Source organism: Aminobacterium sp. MB27-C1, assembly GCF_030908405.1.
Classification (GTDB): domain Bacteria; phylum Synergistota; class Synergistia; order Synergistales; family Aminobacteriaceae; genus Aminobacterium.
In genome coordinates this window covers 1,926,648-1,945,742 of the sequence record NZ_CP133089.1, presented here as the reverse complement: position 1 = coordinate 1,945,742, position 19,095 = coordinate 1,926,648, and the positions used below count along the sequence as shown (strand labels likewise).

Sequence of the window (19,095 nt, the reverse complement as noted above, 5' to 3'; positions counted from 1 at the left end):
GGAGGGGAAAAGAATGAGCAAACTCTATAAAGTGACAGTGGACGGAACAAGCTACAACGTAGAAGTGGAAGAACTCGGCAGTGGAGCGCCCGTAACCGCTCCTGTGGCACCGGCGGCAGCGCCAGTTCAGGCGGCAGCACCAGCACCAGCGCCGGCACCAACACCGGCCCCCGCACCGGCAGCAGCTCCTGCTCCGGCACCAGTTGCAGAAGCGCCCGTAGCTGGGGGGGAAGTGGTGTCAGCCCCCATGCCTGGCAAGATCCTTCGTGTAAGTGTCAGCGTCGGCGCGACAGTCAATGCTGGAGACGTGCTTCTTATTCTCGAAGCCATGAAGATGGAGAATGAGATATCCGCCCCGTCTGCCGGTACGGTGAAAGAGATCCGGGCACGGGAAGGGGACAGCGTCAATTCCGGAGACGCCCTGGTAGTCCTCGGCTAAGCCGAAGGGAGACAGGCGATTATGGAAGTCTATCTAAACTCACTGGGAACGATCCTTCGATCCTCGGGATTCTCGGGACTCACGTGGGGCAACGTCATCATGTTGGGGGTGGCCTTTGTTATGCTCTATCTGGCCATCGTGAAGGGGTTTGAACCCCTCTTGCTGGTCCCCATCGGATTCGGCTGCCTGCTGGTGAACCTTCCCCTCTCGGGAATCATGGACGACGGAGGCTTTTTGCGGTATATCTTTTTCGGAACGGAACATGAGATCTATCCGGTCATTATCTTTATGGGGATAGGGGCCTTGACGGACTTTGCGCCCCTTCTGGCCAATCCCATCACCTTCCTGCTCGGAGCAGCCGCACAGCTGGGCGTATTCATCGCCCTCTTCGGAGCGCTGCTCATGGGCTTCAACGTGAAGGAGGCGGCATCCATCGCCATCATTGGCGGAGCGGACGGCCCGACGAGCATCTACCTGACGGTGAAGCTGGCTCCCCAGATTCTGGGAGCGGTGGCCGTTGCGGCGTACAGCTACATGTCGCTGGTGCCGCTCATCCAGCCGCCGGTAATCAAGCTCTTCACCAGCAAGGCTGACCGGGCTATCCGTATGGATCAGCTTCGACCAGTCTCCAAGCTGGAGCGAGTGCTCTTTCCCATCGTGTGTACTGTCTCTGCGGGATTGCTTCTCCCGTCATCGGTGCCTCTGATCGGTATCCTCATGTTCGGAAACCTGTTGCGTGAATGCGGCGTGACAGAACGACTGAGCCAGGCGGCACAGAACGAGATTCTCAACGCCACCACCATCTTCCTGGGCTTGTCAGTAGGTGCAACCATGAGCGCAGAATACTTCCTCACCTGGGGAACGATCAAGATCATTGTTCTGGGACTCGTTGCCTTCATCTGCAGCACAGCTGGCGGCGTTTTGCTGGGGCAGGTCATGAAAGTGGTAAGCGGCGGGAAGATTAACCCCATGATCGGAGCGGCTGGAGTCTCTGCCGTTCCCATGGCGGCACGAGTGGTACAGCGAATGTGTCAGAAAGAGAATCCTGGCAACTTCCTGCTTATGCACGCTATGGGACCCAACGTGGCTGGTGTTATCGGCACTGCCGTCGCTGCGTCCGTTATGCTTACCCTCTTGAGCTAAATCTTTAATAATATAAACGTCAGAAATTTATTTAGGGGGCTTTTAAAGCCCCCTTTTCTTAAAGGGTGATGGAATAGAAATGACAAATGTTTTCCTTTATGTTGGCATTATAGCGGGAGGAGTTGTAGGGTATAAGTTAAAGATCCCATCTGGGGCACTTGTAGGGGGCTTGTTAGGGGGGTTGTTTATCAAGGGCTTTATGGGAATGGAAGCGCAACATATGAAATTCTTATCCTTTCTTTCTCAATTATTCGTAGCTTTTGTTATAGTTGCTCAAGCTGATATGGCTACTGTTCGTCAAATTCCTCGATTTATTCCAATAGCGATTGTGTATAGTCTTGTCATTTTACTTTTTAGTATTTTACTTGCTTTTTGTATCTCCAAGTTAAGTGGAATAGATATAATGACTGCTGTCTTTTCAACAGCGCCAGGAGGACTTTCCGGCTTAGGGTTGGCTGCTGTAGAATCTGGCGCTAATGCTCCTGTTGCTCTCCTTTTTCACGTCATTCGTATTTCCGTCGTACTCATTTCTATCCCCTTTATAGCAATCTTTTTTAGTAGTCCTCATTAAGGAGAATAATATATGGCAGATATATTTCATATAGGAGAAAGGAACGCTCTTATCGAAGCACGTTTTCTGGAAAGGCCAAATCGCTTCTTAGTCATATGTCGTCTCTCCGATGGAGAAAGAGTTCAGGCATTTCTCCCAAATCCAGGCAGATTATGGGAGCTATTGTACCCTGAAACAACTCTCTATTTAATCAAAGAGAGCGCAGCGGCAGCGTCTCGAAAAACGAAATTTACTGTTGTGGGAGCCCTTGCGGAGCATGGACCGGTTATGCTTCATACCCATAAAACTAATGACGTTGCGGCGTGGCTTTTCAATCAGGGGCAAGTTCCAGGACTAGAGGCATATAGAGTTGTAAGAAGAGAAGTTTCTTGGGGAAACAGCCGATTTGATCTTCTCATCTCTAACGGAAAAGAGCCCATGGTCATAGAGGTAAAATCGTGTTCTCTATTTGGAAAAAAGATAGCTATGTTTCCAGATGCTCCTTCAACACGGGCTCTAAAACATCTAAATGAATTGCGCCGCATAAACGAGCAGGAAATAAGAGCAGGGATTCTTTTTATTGTGCAATCCGGTCATCCTGATTTTTTTATCCCCGACTATCATACTGACTTTGATTTTTCAATGGCTCTAAAAGAGAATCAGTTCGAAAGCAGTCAAAATGAGAGACTTATGATTAAAGCCTTGAAAATTTCATGGGATAAATTATTTACGATGAGACAAAAAATAGAAGAAATTCCCATTCTTTGGAATCTCCTGAAACAAGAGTGCACAACAAAGGGTTACTCTCTTTCTATTCACATGTTAGAAAATGGACAGTATGGAATACATGTTCTACCACAGATAAAAAAGGCCTCTTCTCGAATTCTGGCCATACGAACAACTCAACCTATAGAAGAAACACTTTTCAATAGGCTTTCCCTGCTTTGTGACGATGCAAAATTTCTCGAAGATAGAGGAATAAAAATGTTTATTTTCAACAAAAATCCTTTAAAAGAGCCTGATTTTGTTCAGTTTTTGATTGATATGCGCATTAATCGTTTGGAATCTATGATTGCCTCAAATCTTCTGGTCAGGCAGTAGGCAGAACCAAAACGGGACACGTCGTTCCTTCTATAAGGGCTTCAGCTGTGGAGCCTAATATTAACTGCCAGATTTCTCTTTGCGTAGAGAGACCGACAACGAGAAGACTCGGAGAAGTCTTTTCTATCCAGGAAGGAAGCTCTATTTCAGGCTGCCCACTTACGATTTGCATCGAAGTTTCGGTGTTCCATGAACTTACATCTTGTGTTACCACTTCCAGCGCCTCTTCTGCTGCATTTATGAGAGTCTGGGAATCTTCTGCGTCTTCAAGGGGAACGCCATGGACAAGAGTCAGAGTCGGAACAGTATCCACCTGCTGAAGAATGTCTCTGAGTTCATGAAGCATCATATCTGTCCGTTCCGGCGATAAATCTACTGCGACGGCAATGTTTTGATATATATCTTCTTCGGGAAAATGTTCATTGCGGGAACGTAAAATAAGTTGAGGAATAGCAAGTCGTCTTACAAGTGGGGTCAATTCGCCTGCTTCTTGTGAGGGAATGACAGCGAATGTACATTCTTCTTTTGATGCGTATTCAGGAATAATTTCTAGAGATTCTCCTGCAGCTACGATTACTTTGTAAAAAAGCTTTTCTGGCAGGTTTTTCTGGCAGAATTCGTTGAGAGTCGTTTCTGCTTCTTGTACAAGTTGGGGAATATTCATCCCAGCGGCCGGGCTGACAACATGAACGATAAGAATGTCCGATTGTCGCTGAAGAGCTCTTCTGGAAACCCACAAAAGAGCTTCTTTTGAGAAAGAAGACATATCCATTGGGAACAAAATTCGCCGTAACATATTGCGAATCACCTCCTGAGGAATTTTTTCTTCTTAACTTTCTCAATAAGTATATCGCAATATATATAGTGTTACACTTGAATAAGGTATAATAATCGGCGAATTTTTATGGAGGATAGATAAGTGGGATTAAGTCAGAATACAACATGGACTTTAATTCAATATATGCAAAAGTTGTTTCAGGCATTACCACATAAGACGGCTCTTCAGTTGGGTGGTGCTTTAGGAACAACTCTTTGGGCTTTGAGCAAGAAGCGAGTTGATAAGGCCGAAAAAAGATGTGTGGAAGCCCTTGGTGTGGGAGTTACTACCGCTAGACACATAGTAAGGCGATCTTATCTGAATCTTGGGCGTTCTGCTGCCGAGTTTGTTCGTTTGCCGAAATTCATTTCTTCTCTCGATTCTTTTGTAACTGTTCATGGAGAAGAAAATCTTCGTCGAGCATATGAAAAAGGAAATGGCGTTATTCTTATAACAGGGCATATAGGCAATTGGGAGATTGCAGCAGCGAGCATTGCCCGAATGGGATATCCAATGAATGCCATTGGAGCAGAACAGCGAGATGAACGAATTACTGACATGATTATCGAATATAGAAAGAAATGTAATGTTTCCACTATAAGCAAGGGGTTTAGTTTAAAAGCGGCAATGACATGCCTTAGAAAAGGAGAGGTACTTGCCATTTTGATTGACCAGGATGTTCGCGACAAAGGGATTATCGCGCCTTTTTTAGGTCTTCCCGCAAGCACTCCTTATGGTCCTATAAAAATGAGTCTTAAGTATGAATGCCCGATGGTTCCAGTTTTTATTATAAGAAGGGTGGATGGGGTACACCACGATCTTTATTTTTTACCTCCTTTTGAAGATTCGAATTCTGAAAAATTTGGAGAAAATCTGGCAAAAGCAGTAACTATATGTAATAATTCGATAAGTTCGTGGATTTCTCAGTACCCGGATCAGTGGATGTGGTTATATCCTCGTTGGGCATCCACCATGGGAAAGTAAAAATGTTGTTGGGCATAGATCCTGGAAGAGATAAGATTGGTTGGGCTCTAACTGATGATAATGGAGTTTTGCTTATTTCAGGCATAGTAAAAAAGCAAGATCTGCCTCTCTTTTTGGAGAGCCTTTTGAAACGTGAATGGGCTCTTTTAACCCCTTGGATCAGGGAAAACAGAAAGAACTATTTTAACCCCGATACAGACCTGAGAGTTGTTGTGGGGAATGGAACAACGTGTCAAGAGATTTTATCTTTTTTAGAAGGGCAAGGAATATATGCAGAAATAGTGGAAGAGCGAGGTTCAACTCTTGAAGCGAGGAAAGTGTTCTGGAGCTTACATCCCCCTAAGGGGTTATGGAAGTTATTTCCAGACTCTCTTAGAACACCCAATCGAGATATTGATGATCTGGCTGCTCTTGTAATTGTTCGTCGCTATATAACATTAGAAGCGAGGGAATAGATTGAGGAAGGGAGATTCTGGTTTATGGGCGTAGAAAAATTGGCGACTCTTGTTAATACTTTTGGGTCATCTCTAATTTCAGTGAGTCGTGAAATGGGGGTGGAAGTATCTCTTCTCAAGTCAGAGGTGGCGCAAGGGGTTCATGTTCATGGAAGTTGCTTGGCCTCACTTGTCGGTGTTGTTGGGGGAGGACTTCAGGGAACGGCTGTAATTATGCTTGATCAGGCAGGTTTCAGCGCTGTCGTATCAGCAATGTCTGGTGGCATGATACAACCTGACATTGAAGATCCTGTTGCAACAAGTGTCATTGGGGAACTTTCAAATATGGTGAGCGGTCGGGCGCTTACCCAATCTTCTCTCGAGGGGGTAGACGTAACTCCTCCTCAAATTATTACAGGAGCGGGCATCCGGACGGTTCCAAGTGAATCTCTTGGAATTCGTAATTTTACTTTGCCTTTTTCCATTGCACAGGGAGGTTATCTCTATCTAGTTCTCTCTTTTCATTGTTAATTTTGTTTTTTTGGAGTGAGATTATTGCAGGAGGATTCGTGGGCGAGGTTTTTTAAAGAAGAATTTGCGCTTTTTTACAGTGTTTTCAAGTGGTTGGTGTTGGCAGTTATTATTGGTATTTTCGTGGGAACGGGTACCTCTACCTTTATGCTTACTCTCGAAAAGTTTTCAACAGAAGTCGGTACGCTTCCTCCATGGAGGATTGTTTTGCTGCCTGTCGGGCTTTTCGTGAGTGTTTTGTTGGTGAGGTACCTTAAGTTCTCAGATGATAGCAGTCAAGGAACGGAAAGCGTGATAGAAGCTGTTCACCATCATGATGGACGGATCAATGTCTATAGTGTGGTGGTTAAGGTGGTAGCGGCTATTATCACTATTTCTACAGGGGGCTCTCTCGGTAAGGAAGGGCCGAGCGCACAAATTGGTGGGGCTGTTTCAAATCTTTTTGCGACAGGATTGCGCTTGAATGATGTAGATCGTAGAAAATTGGTCGTTTGTGGTGTATCTGCAGGTATGGCGTCTGTCTTTGGAGCACCAGTTGCAGGTGCAGTTTTCGGTCTTGAAGCGTTGTACGTTGGGCAGGTCTTTTACGATGTTCTTTTGCCGTGTATCGTGAGCGGCATGGTAAGTTATCAAGTTTCTTTGAATCTTGGCATGGCCTATATCTATAAACCTCTTTTTTATATCCCCCGTTTAACAGGAGCAAATATTATTGTCTGGGTTGTATGCGCGGGGGTCTTTTTTGGTCTTGTTTCTCTTCTTTTCATTGAAATTCTTCACACGGCTCAGAAAATATATAGAAAAATAGGACTCCACCCCCTTTTAGGGTCAGTTCTTGGAGGAGTTGTTCTCGTTCTTTTATCGTTGCTCGTAGGTCCTAGGTATTTGGGTCTAGGATCTCAAACTATATCTGAGGCTATTACTGGTGCCAAGGTTCCAGCGTTGGCTTTTATATGGAAATCTCTCTTCACAGGTGTAACTTTGGCAGCTGGAGGAAGTGGCGGACTCGTGACGCCTACTCTTTTCATAGGGGCGGCCTCTGGTGCAACCTTTGCATCGATCTTTAGTTTAGACCCTGTTCTTTTCAGCTGCATCGGTTTTGTAGCCGTTCTTGCTGGAGCAGCTAATACTCCTATTGCGGCGGCTATTTTAGCTGCGGAGCTTTTTGGTTCTAGAGTGGCAAGCCTTGCGGCTATTGCGTCAGTTATCTCTTTTGTTGTTTCTGGATATAGAAGCATTTATCCCGATCAGATTGTGAAGTGTCCTAAATCTCCCGTTCTTGATATTTGCGACGAATATCAACGTGTTGGGGAGTGTGACCCTGATCCTGCCTTAACGCGACTTCCTTTAGTTCGTTTGATTGTTCGAAGTTATCGACTTTGGAAGCATAGACAAAATCTCAAACATAAATAATGAAAAGAAGAGGCTGCTTTCAAAGCAGCCTCTTCTTTTTGTGCTTTTTAACGTATTTACTTCATTTTCTACTTACTCCATTTCGATAGATCAAGCAGTTTTTCACTCTTGGCTACGACAGTAGATCCTACCAAGTCGCCAGTGACATTGAGGCAGGTTCTTCCCATATCAAGAATGGCGTCAATACCCAATATCATGGCATATGCAGCCGCTACAGGAGATCCTTGTTCTATGGGAAGTCCCACAGAATCAAGAACAAGAAGAAGCATAATCGCGCCAGCTCCTGGAACGCCTGCTGTTCCTATTGAAGCGAGAACCGCTGTTAAAATAACAGTCATTTGTTGTGCAAAGTTGAGAGGAAGACCAACGGCAAAGCCAATGAAAAGGGCGCAAACTCCCTGATAAATGGCGGTTCCGTCCATGTTGATGGTGGCTCCCAGAGGAAGAGTGAAGGAATATACGTTTTTTGCTACGCCTAGATTTTCGTCAGCATTGCTCATACTGACTGGTAGGGTTCCGCTACTACTTCGTGTGACAAAGGCTGTGATCATAGCTTCCTTTGCTCCTCGTAAAAAGGTAAAGAGGCCAAGTTTGTTCAGTGTGAGGATTCCTCCATAAACAACAATAAGATGAATGATATATCCCAGGAAGCAGGCAAAAGTTACAGTTCCCAAGGGGCCAATTGCCTTGGCTCCCTGTTGTGCGAATACAACGGCAAGAAGGGCGAATACACCAATGGGGGCATACTGTAATACCCAGCCGACAATTTTGTACATAGCTTCTGCTGCACCATCAAACATTTTGAATAGTAACTCTCCAGCCTCTTGAATACGACTGTTTTTGCTGATTTTAAGATAGCTGATGCCAAGACCAAACATAATGGCAAAGAAAATAGTGGGAAGAACATCTCCTCCAGATAGAGCACCGAAGGGGTTTGTAGGAATGATATTGAGGAATGTTTTTGCAAGGGATGGTTTTTCAAGAGCGCGACCTGCCGCTTCCCCTATAACGCCGAGGTCTAATCCAAGTCCCGGATGGAATAAATTTCCCATAAGTAAGCCGACAGCAACTGCAAAAGCTGATGTAAGAAGATAAAAGACGACAATTTTGACTCCGACTTTGCCGAGTTCCGCTGGGCTTATACTTGCAGCCCCGACAACAAGTGTTGTTAGAATAATAGGCATAACGATCATTTTTAATAGACGAACAAAAATGTCCCCTAAGGGTTTCACCCATAAAATCGAATCTCCGGCCACCATCCCCACTATTGCGCCAAGAACAAGACCAATAAGAATCCGTATTAATAAATTACTTTTGAAATACCAATCGAACATACCTTTTTTTTCGCTTTCCATACCCCTTTCCACCTCCCATTAATATTGAGTGGCTATTTTGTAATATTTTCTTATTACACATTGTTATGTAAATATCTAAATTGTACATTCTTTTAGAGAGCAGTACAAGAAGATGATTAATTAAAAGAGTTGTTCCTTAGCACTGTGTACGTTAAAATTCACTGTAAGTATTATTGTATAGACAAGAGGAGGGCCGATCGATGTCAAATCTGAAACGTATTTGTGCTGGCTTTATAATTTTGAGTTGCCTTCTTTTAAATGTTTCTACCTGTTCAGCTTCTTCTCATGGAGGAGTTGTTCTCGCTCTTTCTGGCGGAGGAACAAAGGGACTCGCCCATATCGGTGTTCTTCAAGTGCTTGAAGAACAGAATATTCCTATAGCTGGAATTGTGGGAACAAGTATGGGGGCTATCATTGGGGGGTTGGCTTCTAGCGGCTACAATGGTTTTGAATTGGAAGAAGTCGTTAAGAATATTGATTTAAGCAGTCTTCTTTCTGAGCGGTCTTCTCCGATGTTTTTACCTTTGGGAGAACGCGAGGGAAGTTCTGTCCCATGGATCTCCGTTGTTCATCATGGAGGTGTGGGGGGCTACTTGGGAGGGCTTTCCGGTGTTAAGCTGCTAGAGAAATTTTCACAGATGGCATCGAGAGTACAGGTAGTTCATTTTAATGAATTACCCATTCCTTTTGCAGCAGTTGCAACAGATTTGGAGACTGGGGCGAAGGTTGTTTTGCAGAGTGGCAGTCTCGCCTCTGCTATGAGAGCTTCTATGGCTATCCCAGGTCTTTTCGAGCCGTGGCCAGTAGGAGGGCGTCTTCTTGTTGATGGAGGATTAGTTTCAAATTTACCGGTTATCACTGCGAAAGAACTCTTTCCAGGCTATCCAGTTCTTGCTGTCGACGTTACAAGCTCTCTGAGAACAAGAAAAGAGCTGCGCACCGTAGTTGATGTTATTGATCAGTCTATAACGGTTTTAACTCAGCAAAACGTTGCCAATGAAGTGAAAGAAGCTGATGTGCTTTTGACCCCACAAGTGGGGAAAATGCCCTTATTTGACGCTTCTAAGGCAGAAGAAATTATTGCTGCCGGCCGTAATGTAGCATTGGCCCACATCAAAAAGATACGAGAGTTATCGAATCTTGCACCGCCTCCTCAGCTACAGCCCAAGGAGAGGCAGGAAATTGTTGCCGAAGTAAGTGTTGAAGGTCTTCCGGAAAACGTTTGTAATGAATTTAAAAAACACTACCAATCCTGGATAGGAAAACCAATAGATTCTTTCAAAGTACTCAAAGCGAGTTATGAGATTTCTAAACGTATAGACGTTCTTGCTGTAGACTACCGTCTTGAGAAGAGAGAGAAAGGAACGGCGATAGTCTTTACAGCCCAGCGTCGTCCGAGCTCTGAGCTTCGATTAGGTGGGTATACAACAAATCTTCATCCCTATAGATGGCTTTACATAAATGGAATAAAGAGAGATATTTTAAAAGATGGTGATGCTATCAAGTTGAACTTGAAGTTAGGGTCACAATGGGCGGCCGACGTGGGATATTTGTCCTCTTCGGATATTTCTAAAGCTTGGGAGTTCAATTTATCTGCTCAGAATTGGAAAGTGACACCTCGAAATGCCTTTGAGAAAAACTGGGATAGATACGGTCTGGGACTCGTTCATCATTTTTCCATGGGTGATGTTCGAGCGGGAGTTGGTATTGGCGGAGAGAGAGTGCATTTCAATGGAAGAGATGAAGACGCTCTAGGCCCTACCTTTTATGTGGCATATAATACTCTCGATGATACTGTGGATCCCACCAAGGGCGGTTCTATGAAAGTTGCATTTTGGTGGCCGGAACATGATGAACTTTTGTACAGAGTAAATATCTTTCAGGCTCTTTCTCTTTCAGAAAAGTGGAGGCTCTATTTGCGAGGTGGTTTTGCTGAAGGAGATGTGACCGAGCCCAGCCATGCCGTTTATTTAGGTGCAGCAGAAGAACTTTATAGCTACGCAGATCGACCAATAGAAGCAGAACGGATGGTGTGGTTAAATCTTGCTTTTCGCAGGGTCTTCATGCAGAGTTGGTGGGGGAGCCTCACTGCAGAAATTTTTGGAGGAGCAGGGTGGGCTTATGACGATAACGGATCAAAGTCTGATAGTGTTTGGGAGAGCGGTATATCTTTCTCTGCTCCTGGACACTTTTTCGATGGGCGCCTTATGTTCCTGTATAATGACCAAAGTGATTTTAAAGTGGGATTCTTTATCGGGAAACCGATTTGGGGGCACCATCCATTACCATAAAAATATTTTTCCCGAAAGGGTTTTTGTAACGGAGGTTGAAAAAAACATGGCACGAAACATAACACCTAAAGAGAATGATTATTCTCAGTGGTATCTTGATGTCATTAAGGTCGCAGAACTTGCCGACTATGCTCCAGTAAGGGGTTGTATGGTTATTCGTCCAACAGGGTATGCTCTATGGGAATCTATTCAGCACCATTTCGATGAGGCCTTTAAAGAGACGGGGCATGTAAATGCGTATTTCCCTTTGCTTATTCCTAATTCTTTTCTAGAGAAAGAAGCAGAGCATGTTGAAGGATTTTCTCCCGAGTGTGCTGTCGTTACTCATGCTGGTGGGGAGCCTTTAGAAGAACCCCTTGTCGTTCGTCCGACATCGGAGACGGTAATCGGGCATATGTATAGCAGATGGATTCAGTCCTGGCGTGATTTACCTCTTCTCATCAACCAGTGGGCGAATGTTATGCGTTGGGAAAAACGGCCACGTCTCTTCCTCCGTACGTCAGAATTTTTGTGGCAGGAGGGGCACACTGCTCATGCCACAAAAGAAGAGGCTATGGAAGAGACATTAAAAATGCTACAGGTATATAAAAACATTATGAGTGATATATTGGCTCTTCCTGTTATCCCTGGTGAAAAAACGGCAGGAGAACGTTTCCCAGGAGCTCTCAATACATTTACATGTGAAGCAATGATGAGCGATACTAAAGCTCTACAGGCGGGAACAAGCCATTTCCTTGGACAAAATTTTGCTCATGCTTTCAATATACAGTATCAAAACCAAAAGGGAGAGCAGGAGTATGCCTGGACAACAAGCTGGGGAGTTTCTACCCGACTTATAGGGGCTTTAATAATGACTCATTCAGATAATGACGGGCTTATACTTCCACCTCGAATTGCTCCCGTGCAGGTAGCCATTCTTCCTATCAGTAATAAGGATTCAGCGATACAAGAAGAGCTTCTTCCGAAGGCCCGAGAGTTCTCTGATAAGCTAAACCAAGCATTAGGTGGTCGTTTTACATGTGTTGATGAACAGTTCTTTATGCGCCCAGGTGATCGTTTCTTCTACCATCTTCAAAAAGGGGTACCTTTGCGTTTGGAACTTGGTGAAAAGGATATGGCTGCCGGAACAGTACGGGCGGTTCGGCGAGATACAGGTGCCAAAGAAGACATTCCTTTTGAAAATGTTGTTGTCAGAGTTCAAAAGCTGCTTGATGAAATACAGCAAAATCTTTATAGAAAAGCGCTCAATTTCCGTAATGAGCATACAGCTTCAGCCTCTTCCCTGCAGGAATTAAAGACTATTATTGAGGAAAAGGGAGGATTTGTAGAGACATATTTTGCTGGAACGCCAGAAGATGAAAAGAAAATAAAAGAAGAAACGGGTGCGACTCCGCGTTGCATTCCATTAGATAGTACAGAGAGAGGAACTTGTTTCCTCACTGGTGCTTCTGATGCGAGAAAGACGATTTTTGCTAAAGCCTATTAAATCTTGTCGATAATCTTTTAGCGATTGAAATATACTTAAAAGCGGGGGCCCTTGCGTAGGGAGCCCGCTTTTTGCTTAAAATGGGGGGGAGAGTTATGGATAGAGAGAGAAGAGTAGCAGTCATCGATGTTGGATCTAATTCCTTAAAGCTTCTTGTTGCTTCTCGCATTCATCATGTTATTTCTACATTATTTGAGAGGACAGAAATTACTCGCCTGAGCGAAGGCCTTTTTAAAGATAAGATACTTTTAGATAAACCGGTAGTAAGGAATGTTGAAGTGATTGATTCCATGGTTCACCAGGCAAAAGCGCTGGATGTAGATGGAATTGAGATAGTAGGAACCATGGCTTTGCGAGTTGCCGAAAACTCAGACTACTTTAGTACTCTCCTTGAAGAAAAAACAGGAATTCTGCTTCGCGTTCTTTCTGGAGATGAAGAAGCCGAATTATCCTTTATCGGAGCTCTATCAGGGTTGCCTCAATCTTTGAAGTTCGAAGAAGTTACTCTTTTTGATATAGGTGGAGGCAGTACAGAGTTTGTTCGAGGTAAGGAAAGCTCTATTGTAGATAGATGCAGCCTCTCTTTAGGATCCGTTCCTTTAACGGAACGATATTTACAAGTCTCTCCAGTATCAGACGAGCTCTTATCGAGAGCCCGTTATGCAATAAAAGAAGAGATAGAACATCTTGACCATGTTTTCCGCCAAGGCCCCCTCATTGGTATAGGCGGCACAATCACGACGCTTGCAGCTGTTCAGCTTGAACTTGAAACATATAAGGCAAGTAGAATACATGGGATTAATTTATCGAGAGAAGATGTGCATGATCAATTGCTCAGGTATGCTTCTAGAACAATAGCAGATCGATGTCAAATACCAGGTTTATCTCCTGGTCGAGCTGATATTATCCTTGCCGGAGCATGTATTGTCGAAGAAATTTTAGACATGACGAGAGAAGAATCTTTTACAGTAAGTGACAGAGGTTTACGCCATGGTGTTGCGATGCATTATTTTGAGAAAGATTCCGAAGGGGAAGAACCGCTTTTGCTTCCATAGCTTTTTAAAAGGGTGATGATGAATGTATTCAGATCTCTCTTCTTATGCCTTAATGCTTGGAGGAATGACCATCCTTTTATATGGTCTTGAAGAAAGCAACAAAGCATTTAGAAGAAACCTGGGGAGCCGCGGCAAAGAACTGTTAACATCCATGGGGCATAAAAAATCGTCGGCTTTTACTTTGGGTGTTTTGCTTTCCGCCGTTGCGCAGAGTGGAACTGCCGCTACAGCGTTTGCGGTAGGTCTCGTTGACATCCATGCTCTTCCTTATGAGGGATCTATTTTGGTCATGATGGGAGCTGGAGTTGGATCTACTTTGGTTGCTCCTTTGCTTGCTCTTGACGTTATTGCCCTTGCTCCTTTCTTTTTAGCATTAGGATTTTTTCTCTCTCACGGGAAAACTGAGAAGCTTAAGAAAGTAGGGGCAATTATAAAGGGGTTAGCTTTTATTTTGACAGGGATGTTCTTCTTAAAGCTTGGATTTGCCCCTCTTATTGAAACCCCTGCATTTGGAGGTTTTATCGCACAACTTGTTACAAAGCCTCTTCTTCTCGCTACCGTAGCTTGTATCGTTTCATCTTTTACTCAGGGATCTTCGGCTGTTATTGCCATTGGAATAGCCTTGATTTCTTCTGGTGTTGCTTCAGCTGAAGCTTTCTATCCTTTAGTTTTAGGTGCTCGATTAGGAACGTCTGTTACCGTCCTTTTTTTTAGTCTTGGCGCACGTGTTAATGCGCGAAGGCTTGCTTGGCTTTCTCTTGTCTATCGTTGTTTAGGAGTTGTGGCAGGAATAGCTCTTGCGCCCTTTATACTGCGTTCGGTTTCTTTGCTTATTGCAGATTCAGAAATGCGTTTAGCAGCTTATCAAGTAGGGTTGAGTGTCCTCAATGTTGTTGTTTTTTTGCCTTTTGTACGTCGCTCTGCTGTTATGAGTGGGCAGTGGTTCTCTTCTGAAATTGCGAAAGATCCGGGAGAAGCTATCTATCTTGATGAAAGTCTTACCGATTTTCCGCCTCTTGCCGTTCCTCTTTTGGAAAAAGAAATTACACGGTTGGCAAATTACATTGAAACTTTTATCTATATGCTTTTTTTTGCCCCTGATTATAAAAGGCAGATTTATCAATTACAGCGAGGGATCCCGTCTCTTTTAGAGCAGTGTTCCGACTATATGTTTGCTATACCGGCACCAGTCGATAATACTTCTCAAATGGAGTCATATGCAACAATTTCGTATTCGCTTATATCTATGGCAGAGCTTGTTGAAACTGCGACAGGCAAACTTTACACCTTATGGCAAGAAGGAATAGAAGATCGTCTCTCCAGTGAATTGCAACGAGAGGAGTGGCAAAAGTATCTTTCTCTCTCAGTTGATGTTGTCCGTTATAGTCTTCGCGCTTTTGCGCTTGATGACGCTGTAAGTATTCAGAAGGCGTTGGAACTTGCGAAAGAATTTCGATCTCGTGATGAATTGTTAAGACAGATTATGGTTTTTCGCGGACATCTTTTTAATTGTCGCCAAGATGCCGTCCTTTGGAGTCTCTTAGCGACCTTACGAGTAATAGTTGCTGCTTCGTTAGAAGTTGCCAAAGGAGGAAAAATCAGAGAAAGAGGTGAGGACGGTGATGCTTTTTGGGAAGAAGAAAGAGCCAGAGCAGGAACTGACATCGGAAATGATTCTCTACTCAAGTGATAAAAAAAGAATTCTTTCTATGGTTCATAAAATGGGAGAGGAATGTATAAAAGCCGTTGCCTCTGCCGTAGAGGCTTTAGTTGAAAGAAACAATGACCTTGCGCAAAAGGTAATAGACAATGATGATGTTATAGATAAATTGGAAGTGGAAATAGATCAAGAGTGCTTAGGGTCTATAGCGATGAGACAGCCAGTTCGAGAAAATCTCCGATTTGTTTTTGCTGTAGCAAAAATAGTTACAGATCTTGAAAGAATAGGCGATGAAGCCGTTAACATAGCTGAACGAGTACTTTTTCTTAACAAATATCCTCTTTTAAAGCCGTTGATAGATATTCCTAAAATGAAGAATATTTCGACAGAGATGCTTCGAAATGCACTAAATGCTTTTGAGACTAATAATCCTGCATTAGCCGAGGAAGTTTACTTAAAAGATCAGGAACTTGATATTCTCTATTTCAATATTTTTGAAGAACTTATTCAAATCATAGCCCTTAAACCGAAAGGGGATAAAGTTACTGCCCAATGTGCAGCTGCTTTGATGTGGATAGGCCGTCATCTTGAACGAGTGGGAGACCATGCATCCAATGTTGCGGAGAAATCATACTTTATTATTACTGGAAAACGCTTAAAACAGATCATGGAAGAAAAACAGCAAGAAATGTAAGTAATTCTTTTAAATACAGTTTAAAAAATAATGCAAAAACGTTTTTATAAATAACGTTCATAATAGTTATGAATTTTCTGTTTCTTATTGACAATTTCTCTCTCCTCATGCAATATTGATATTGATTATCATTACTTACAACGATCTCTAAAGGGAGGTTTTGTCTTGAAAACAATCGTAGAAGCGGTCGCAGATTATTTCCAGGATCTCAAAAAAGGGTGTAACAATCTCATTAGTTGTGAGCAATTGAAAGAAGTAATGAAAAAAGAAGAAGTTTACATTCTCGACATTAGAAAACCTGAAGACTATGAAGAAGAACATCTCGAAGGTGCTGTTAATATTTTTTGGAGCGAAGTGGGAGATCATTTAAATGAGATTCCTAAAGATAAGAAAGTAATTGTCTGTTGTTATTCGGGGCAGTCTGCTGGGCAAGTTGTTTCTCTAATGAGATTGTTAGGATATAATGCATGTTCCCTTAAGGGTGGAATGAAATGTGATCTTACATATTTGCCTTTAGAAGCTCGTTGTTGTGATATAAAAACAGAAAGTTGCGAAGCCTGAGGAATTTAAAAATAAATTCTCCGTGTGAGATTGTAGGCGTAGAAAAAAGATGGACGGAGCTCTTTATGAGCCCTATCCATCTTTTTTTATAAACTAAAGAAATCGTCTTATATCATCTAATGTTTTTCTTGTTTTAGATCGAACGACATCATTATTTTCAGGATAGCCCATACTTATTACAATATCTATTTTTGCAGATGAGGGAAGAAGCAATTCTTTTTTTAAATTTTTCTCATCAAGCCATCCCAGCATGCATGTCCCCAATCCTAGTTCTGTCGCCTGCAAGCAAATATGTTCGCAGGCAATAGCTACATCCATGAGACTGAATTGTACCCCACGGAAAAAGCCGCCTAAAGCTGCACTGTATCGAGAATGTTGAGCAACGACCACTATAAGGACGGGGGCTTTTGCAGCGAAAGAGTTCATTGAATATATGCCGCTGAAGGCTGCTTTTGCCAAAGCGCTTACTTTTTCAGGGGTATTAGCGATAATAAAAGACCATGGCTGGGAGTTGCAGGCAGAAGGAGCTAACCTTGCAGCTTCCATGCAGTTTTCGATGAGAGATATGGGGACAGGACGAGAATCATATTTTCTTACACTATATCTTTTCTTTACAAGATCTGTAAAATCCAAGACATTCCCTCCCAAAGTACAATATCTATTCATTTTAATATTATATATTAGCATGCAGAAGCAGTCTGCTTTATGGATAGTAGCCAGGGAAACAGCGTGTTTTTTGAGATGTCGAAGGTATTCAATATTTAGACAATAGTTGTTTAAAATAAGAAAAAATATGGTTTTATGGTAAAAAACCAGTGGTAGCAAGGGATAGTACATTTTTTGTGGTTTTAGAGATTTTGCTTTTTTAGTGTTGACTTCTTCTGGAAAAATGATATCATACCCTTCGCGCCGCTCGAAAGGCAGCGCAGAACCTTGTAAAGTGAATAGGTGAGACGAAGAGGAAGCCAGTCAATTTAAAAGAAATTCATGGAGAGTTTGATCCTGGCTCAGGACGAACGCTGGCGGCGTGCTTAACACATGCAAGTTGAACGGAGGCATATCATCACGACTTTTCGGAGGAGAGATGATGTGTTCTTAGTAGCGGACGGGTGAGTAATGCATGAGAACCTGTCCTTCAGAGGGGGACAACAGTTGGAAACGGCTGCTAATACCCCATATGCCGAGAGGTGAAAGGAGTAATCCGCTGAAGGAGGGGCTCATGTCCTATCAGTTAGTTGGTGAGGTAAAGGCTTACCAAGGCGATGACGGGTAGCCGGCCTGAGAGGGTGACCGGCCACATTGGAACTGAGATACGGTCCAGACTCCTACGGGAGGCAGCAGTGGGGAATATTGGGCAATGGGCGCAAGCCTGACCCAGCGACGCCGCGTGAGGGAAGAAGGCCTTTGGGTCGTAAACCTCTGTTGTATGGGAAGAAGGAAGTGACGGTACCATACGAGGAAGTCCCGGCTAACTACGTGCCAGCAGCCGCGGTAATACGTAGGGGACGAGCGTTGTCCGGAATTACTGGGCGTAAAGGGCGCGCAGGCGGATATTTAAGTCAGCTGTAAAAGGCATGAGCTCAACTCATGTATGCGGTTGAAACTGGGTATCTAGAGTGCTGGAGAGGTAGGCGGAATTCCCGGTGTAGCGGTGAAATGCGTAGATATCGGGAAGAACACCAGTGGCGAAGGCGGCTTACTGGCCAGCAACTGACGCTGAGGCGCGAAAGCCAGGGGAGCGAACGGGATTAGATACCCCGGTAGTCCTGGCCGTAAACGATGAATGCTAGGTGTGGGTGTCGAGAGGCATCCGTGCCGGAGTTAACGCGATAAGCATTCCGCCTGGGGAGTACGATCGCAAGATTGAAACTCAAAGGAATTGACGGGGGCCCGCACAAGCGGTGGAGCACGTGGTTTAATTCGATGCAAACCGAAGAACCTTACCTAGGTTTGACATGTACGTGGTACGGATCTGAAAGGTGAAGGACTGTACCTTCGGGTACAGAGCGTACACAGGTGCTGCATGGCTGTCGTCAGCTCGTGTCGTGAGATGTTGGGTTAAGTCCCGCAACGAGCGCAACCCCTGCATCCAGTTACCAGCGAGTAGAGTCGGGGACTCTGGATGGACTGCCAGCGACAAGCTGGAGGAAGGTGGGGACGACGTCAAGTCATCATGGCCCTTATGCCTAGGGCGACACACGTGCTACAATGGCCGATACAGCGGGAAGCAAGCCTGCGAAGGCAAGCAGATCCCACAAAGTCGGTCTCAGTTCGGATTGTAGTCTGCAACTCGACTACATGAAGGAGGAATCGCTAGTAATCGCGGATCAGCCAAGCCGCGGTGAATCCGTTCCCGGGCCTTGTACACACCGCCCGTCACACCACCCGAGTTGGGTGCACCCGAAGCCGGAGGCTTAACCAGCAATGGAAGGATCCGTCGAAGGTGTGTCTGGTGAGGGGGGTGAAGTCGTAACAAGGTAGCCGTACCGGAAGGTGCGGCTGGATCACCTCCTTTCTAAGGAGAAATGACAAGGGGATGTATATTCTCTTGTAGATAATGACTGTGAAGAATTTTCGTCTTACC

Annotated in this window: 17 protein-coding genes and 1 rRNA gene; 15 read left to right on the top strand and 3 right to left on the bottom strand. The window is 44.1% G+C overall.

Translation table 11 applies throughout. The features are described 5' to 3' along the window. Positions 1–13: 13 nt before the first annotated feature. The 4 genes from RBH88_RS09460 to sfsA all read left to right on the top strand — a co-directional run bounded on the left by RBH88_RS09460 (position 14) and on the right by sfsA (position 3,233). Positions 14–439: a biotin/lipoyl-containing protein gene (locus RBH88_RS09460; RefSeq protein WP_307879579.1), complete on the top strand. Its 426-nt coding sequence runs from the start codon at positions 14–16 to the stop codon at positions 437–439. Between the two features lie 21 nt (positions 440–460). Then, positions 461–1,582: a sodium ion-translocating decarboxylase subunit beta gene (locus tag RBH88_RS09455; RefSeq protein WP_307879578.1), complete on the top strand. Its 1,122-nt coding sequence runs from the start codon at positions 461–463 to the stop codon at positions 1,580–1,582. Between the two features lie 79 nt (positions 1,583–1,661). Beyond that, positions 1,662–2,153: an AbrB family transcriptional regulator gene (locus tag RBH88_RS09450; protein WP_213691983.1), complete on the top strand. Its 492-nt coding sequence runs from the start codon at positions 1,662–1,664 to the stop codon at positions 2,151–2,153. A 12-nt stretch (positions 2,154–2,165) separates the two neighbouring features. After that, positions 2,166–3,233, top strand: coding sequence for a DNA/RNA nuclease SfsA (gene sfsA, locus RBH88_RS09445; RefSeq protein ID WP_213696023.1), 1,068 nt, complete (start codon positions 2,166–2,168; stop codon positions 3,231–3,233). Here sfsA and RBH88_RS09440 read toward each other — a convergent pair. Then, positions 3,223–4,029 (bottom strand): universal stress protein, encoded by an 807-nt coding sequence (locus RBH88_RS09440; RefSeq protein WP_213696022.1) that lies wholly within the window; start codon positions 4,027–4,029, stop codon positions 3,223–3,225. The genes sfsA and RBH88_RS09440 overlap by 11 nt on opposite strands. A 123-nt stretch (positions 4,030–4,152) precedes the next feature. On the opposite strand from RBH88_RS09440, the gene RBH88_RS09435 reads away from it, so the two are divergent. Genes RBH88_RS09435 through RBH88_RS09420 form a run of 4 tightly spaced genes read left to right on the top strand, consistent with a single transcriptional unit; the run spans position 4,153 to position 7,409 of the window. Further along, complete coding sequence (locus tag RBH88_RS09435) at positions 4,153–5,034, top strand: lysophospholipid acyltransferase family protein (protein WP_213691980.1); 882 nt, start codon at positions 4,153–4,155, stop codon at positions 5,032–5,034. Positions 5,035–5,036: 2 nt separating this feature from the next. Further along, positions 5,037–5,489 (top strand): endonuclease, encoded by a 453-nt coding sequence (locus RBH88_RS09430; protein WP_213691979.1) that lies wholly within the window; start codon positions 5,037–5,039, stop codon positions 5,487–5,489. A 24-nt stretch (positions 5,490–5,513) separates the two neighbouring features. After that, on the top strand, positions 5,514–5,999 hold the full coding sequence (locus tag RBH88_RS09425; RefSeq protein ID WP_213691978.1) for a chemotaxis protein CheX: 486 nt from the start codon (positions 5,514–5,516) through the stop codon (positions 5,997–5,999). 15 nt (positions 6,000–6,014) lie between these two features. Beyond that, positions 6,015–7,409, top strand: coding sequence for a chloride channel protein (locus RBH88_RS09420; protein WP_213691977.1), 1,395 nt, complete (start codon positions 6,015–6,017; stop codon positions 7,407–7,409). Between the two features lie 68 nt (positions 7,410–7,477). On the opposite strand, the gene RBH88_RS09415 is transcribed toward RBH88_RS09420, so the two are convergent. Then, entirely contained in the window at positions 7,478–8,764 is a 1,287-nt protein-coding gene (locus RBH88_RS09415) for a dicarboxylate/amino acid:cation symporter (RefSeq protein ID WP_213691976.1), read from the bottom strand. A 200-nt stretch (positions 8,765–8,964) separates the two neighbouring features. Here RBH88_RS09415 and RBH88_RS09410 point away from each other — a divergent pair, with 200 nt between their 5' ends. The 6 genes from RBH88_RS09410 (at position 8,965) to RBH88_RS09385 (ending at position 16,511) form a co-directional block, all read left to right on the top strand. Continuing rightward, positions 8,965–11,055: a patatin-like phospholipase family protein gene (locus RBH88_RS09410; RefSeq protein ID WP_213691975.1), complete on the top strand. Its 2,091-nt coding sequence runs from the start codon at positions 8,965–8,967 to the stop codon at positions 11,053–11,055. A 46-nt stretch (positions 11,056–11,101) separates the two neighbouring features. Next, positions 11,102–12,541 (top strand): proline--tRNA ligase, encoded by a 1,440-nt coding sequence (gene proS / locus RBH88_RS09405; protein ID WP_213691974.1) that lies wholly within the window; start codon positions 11,102–11,104, stop codon positions 12,539–12,541. Between the two features lie 95 nt (positions 12,542–12,636). Then, positions 12,637–13,596, top strand: coding sequence for a Ppx/GppA family phosphatase (locus RBH88_RS09400; RefSeq protein ID WP_213691973.1), 960 nt, complete (start codon positions 12,637–12,639; stop codon positions 13,594–13,596). 22 nt (positions 13,597–13,618) lie between these two features. Continuing rightward, positions 13,619–15,286 carry a Na/Pi cotransporter family protein gene (locus RBH88_RS09395; RefSeq protein WP_213695691.1) on the top strand — a complete coding sequence of 556 codons (1,668 nt, stop codon included), beginning with the start codon at positions 13,619–13,621 and terminating at the stop codon, positions 15,284–15,286. Then, positions 15,219–15,950, top strand: coding sequence for a phosphate signaling complex protein PhoU (gene phoU / locus RBH88_RS09390; RefSeq protein WP_307880082.1), 732 nt, complete (start codon positions 15,219–15,221; stop codon positions 15,948–15,950). Before RBH88_RS09395 ends, phoU begins: the two co-directional genes overlap by 68 nt. Positions 15,951–16,115: 165 nt before the next feature. Further along, positions 16,116–16,511, top strand: a complete 396-nt coding sequence (locus tag RBH88_RS09385) for a rhodanese-like domain-containing protein (RefSeq protein ID WP_213695692.1) — start codon at positions 16,116–16,118, stop codon at positions 16,509–16,511. 93 nt (positions 16,512–16,604) lie between these two features. Here the strand turns inward: RBH88_RS09385 and RBH88_RS09380 are convergent, their stop codons facing one another. Next, a complete protein-coding gene (locus RBH88_RS09380) occupies positions 16,605–17,144 on the bottom strand; it encodes a nitroreductase family protein (protein ID WP_213691970.1) in 540 nt (179 codons plus the stop codon). A 351-nt stretch (positions 17,145–17,495) separates the two neighbouring features. Here RBH88_RS09380 and RBH88_RS09375 point away from each other — a divergent pair. After that, positions 17,496–19,026 (top strand): 16S ribosomal RNA (locus RBH88_RS09375). Positions 19,027–19,095: the final 69 nt, after the last annotated feature.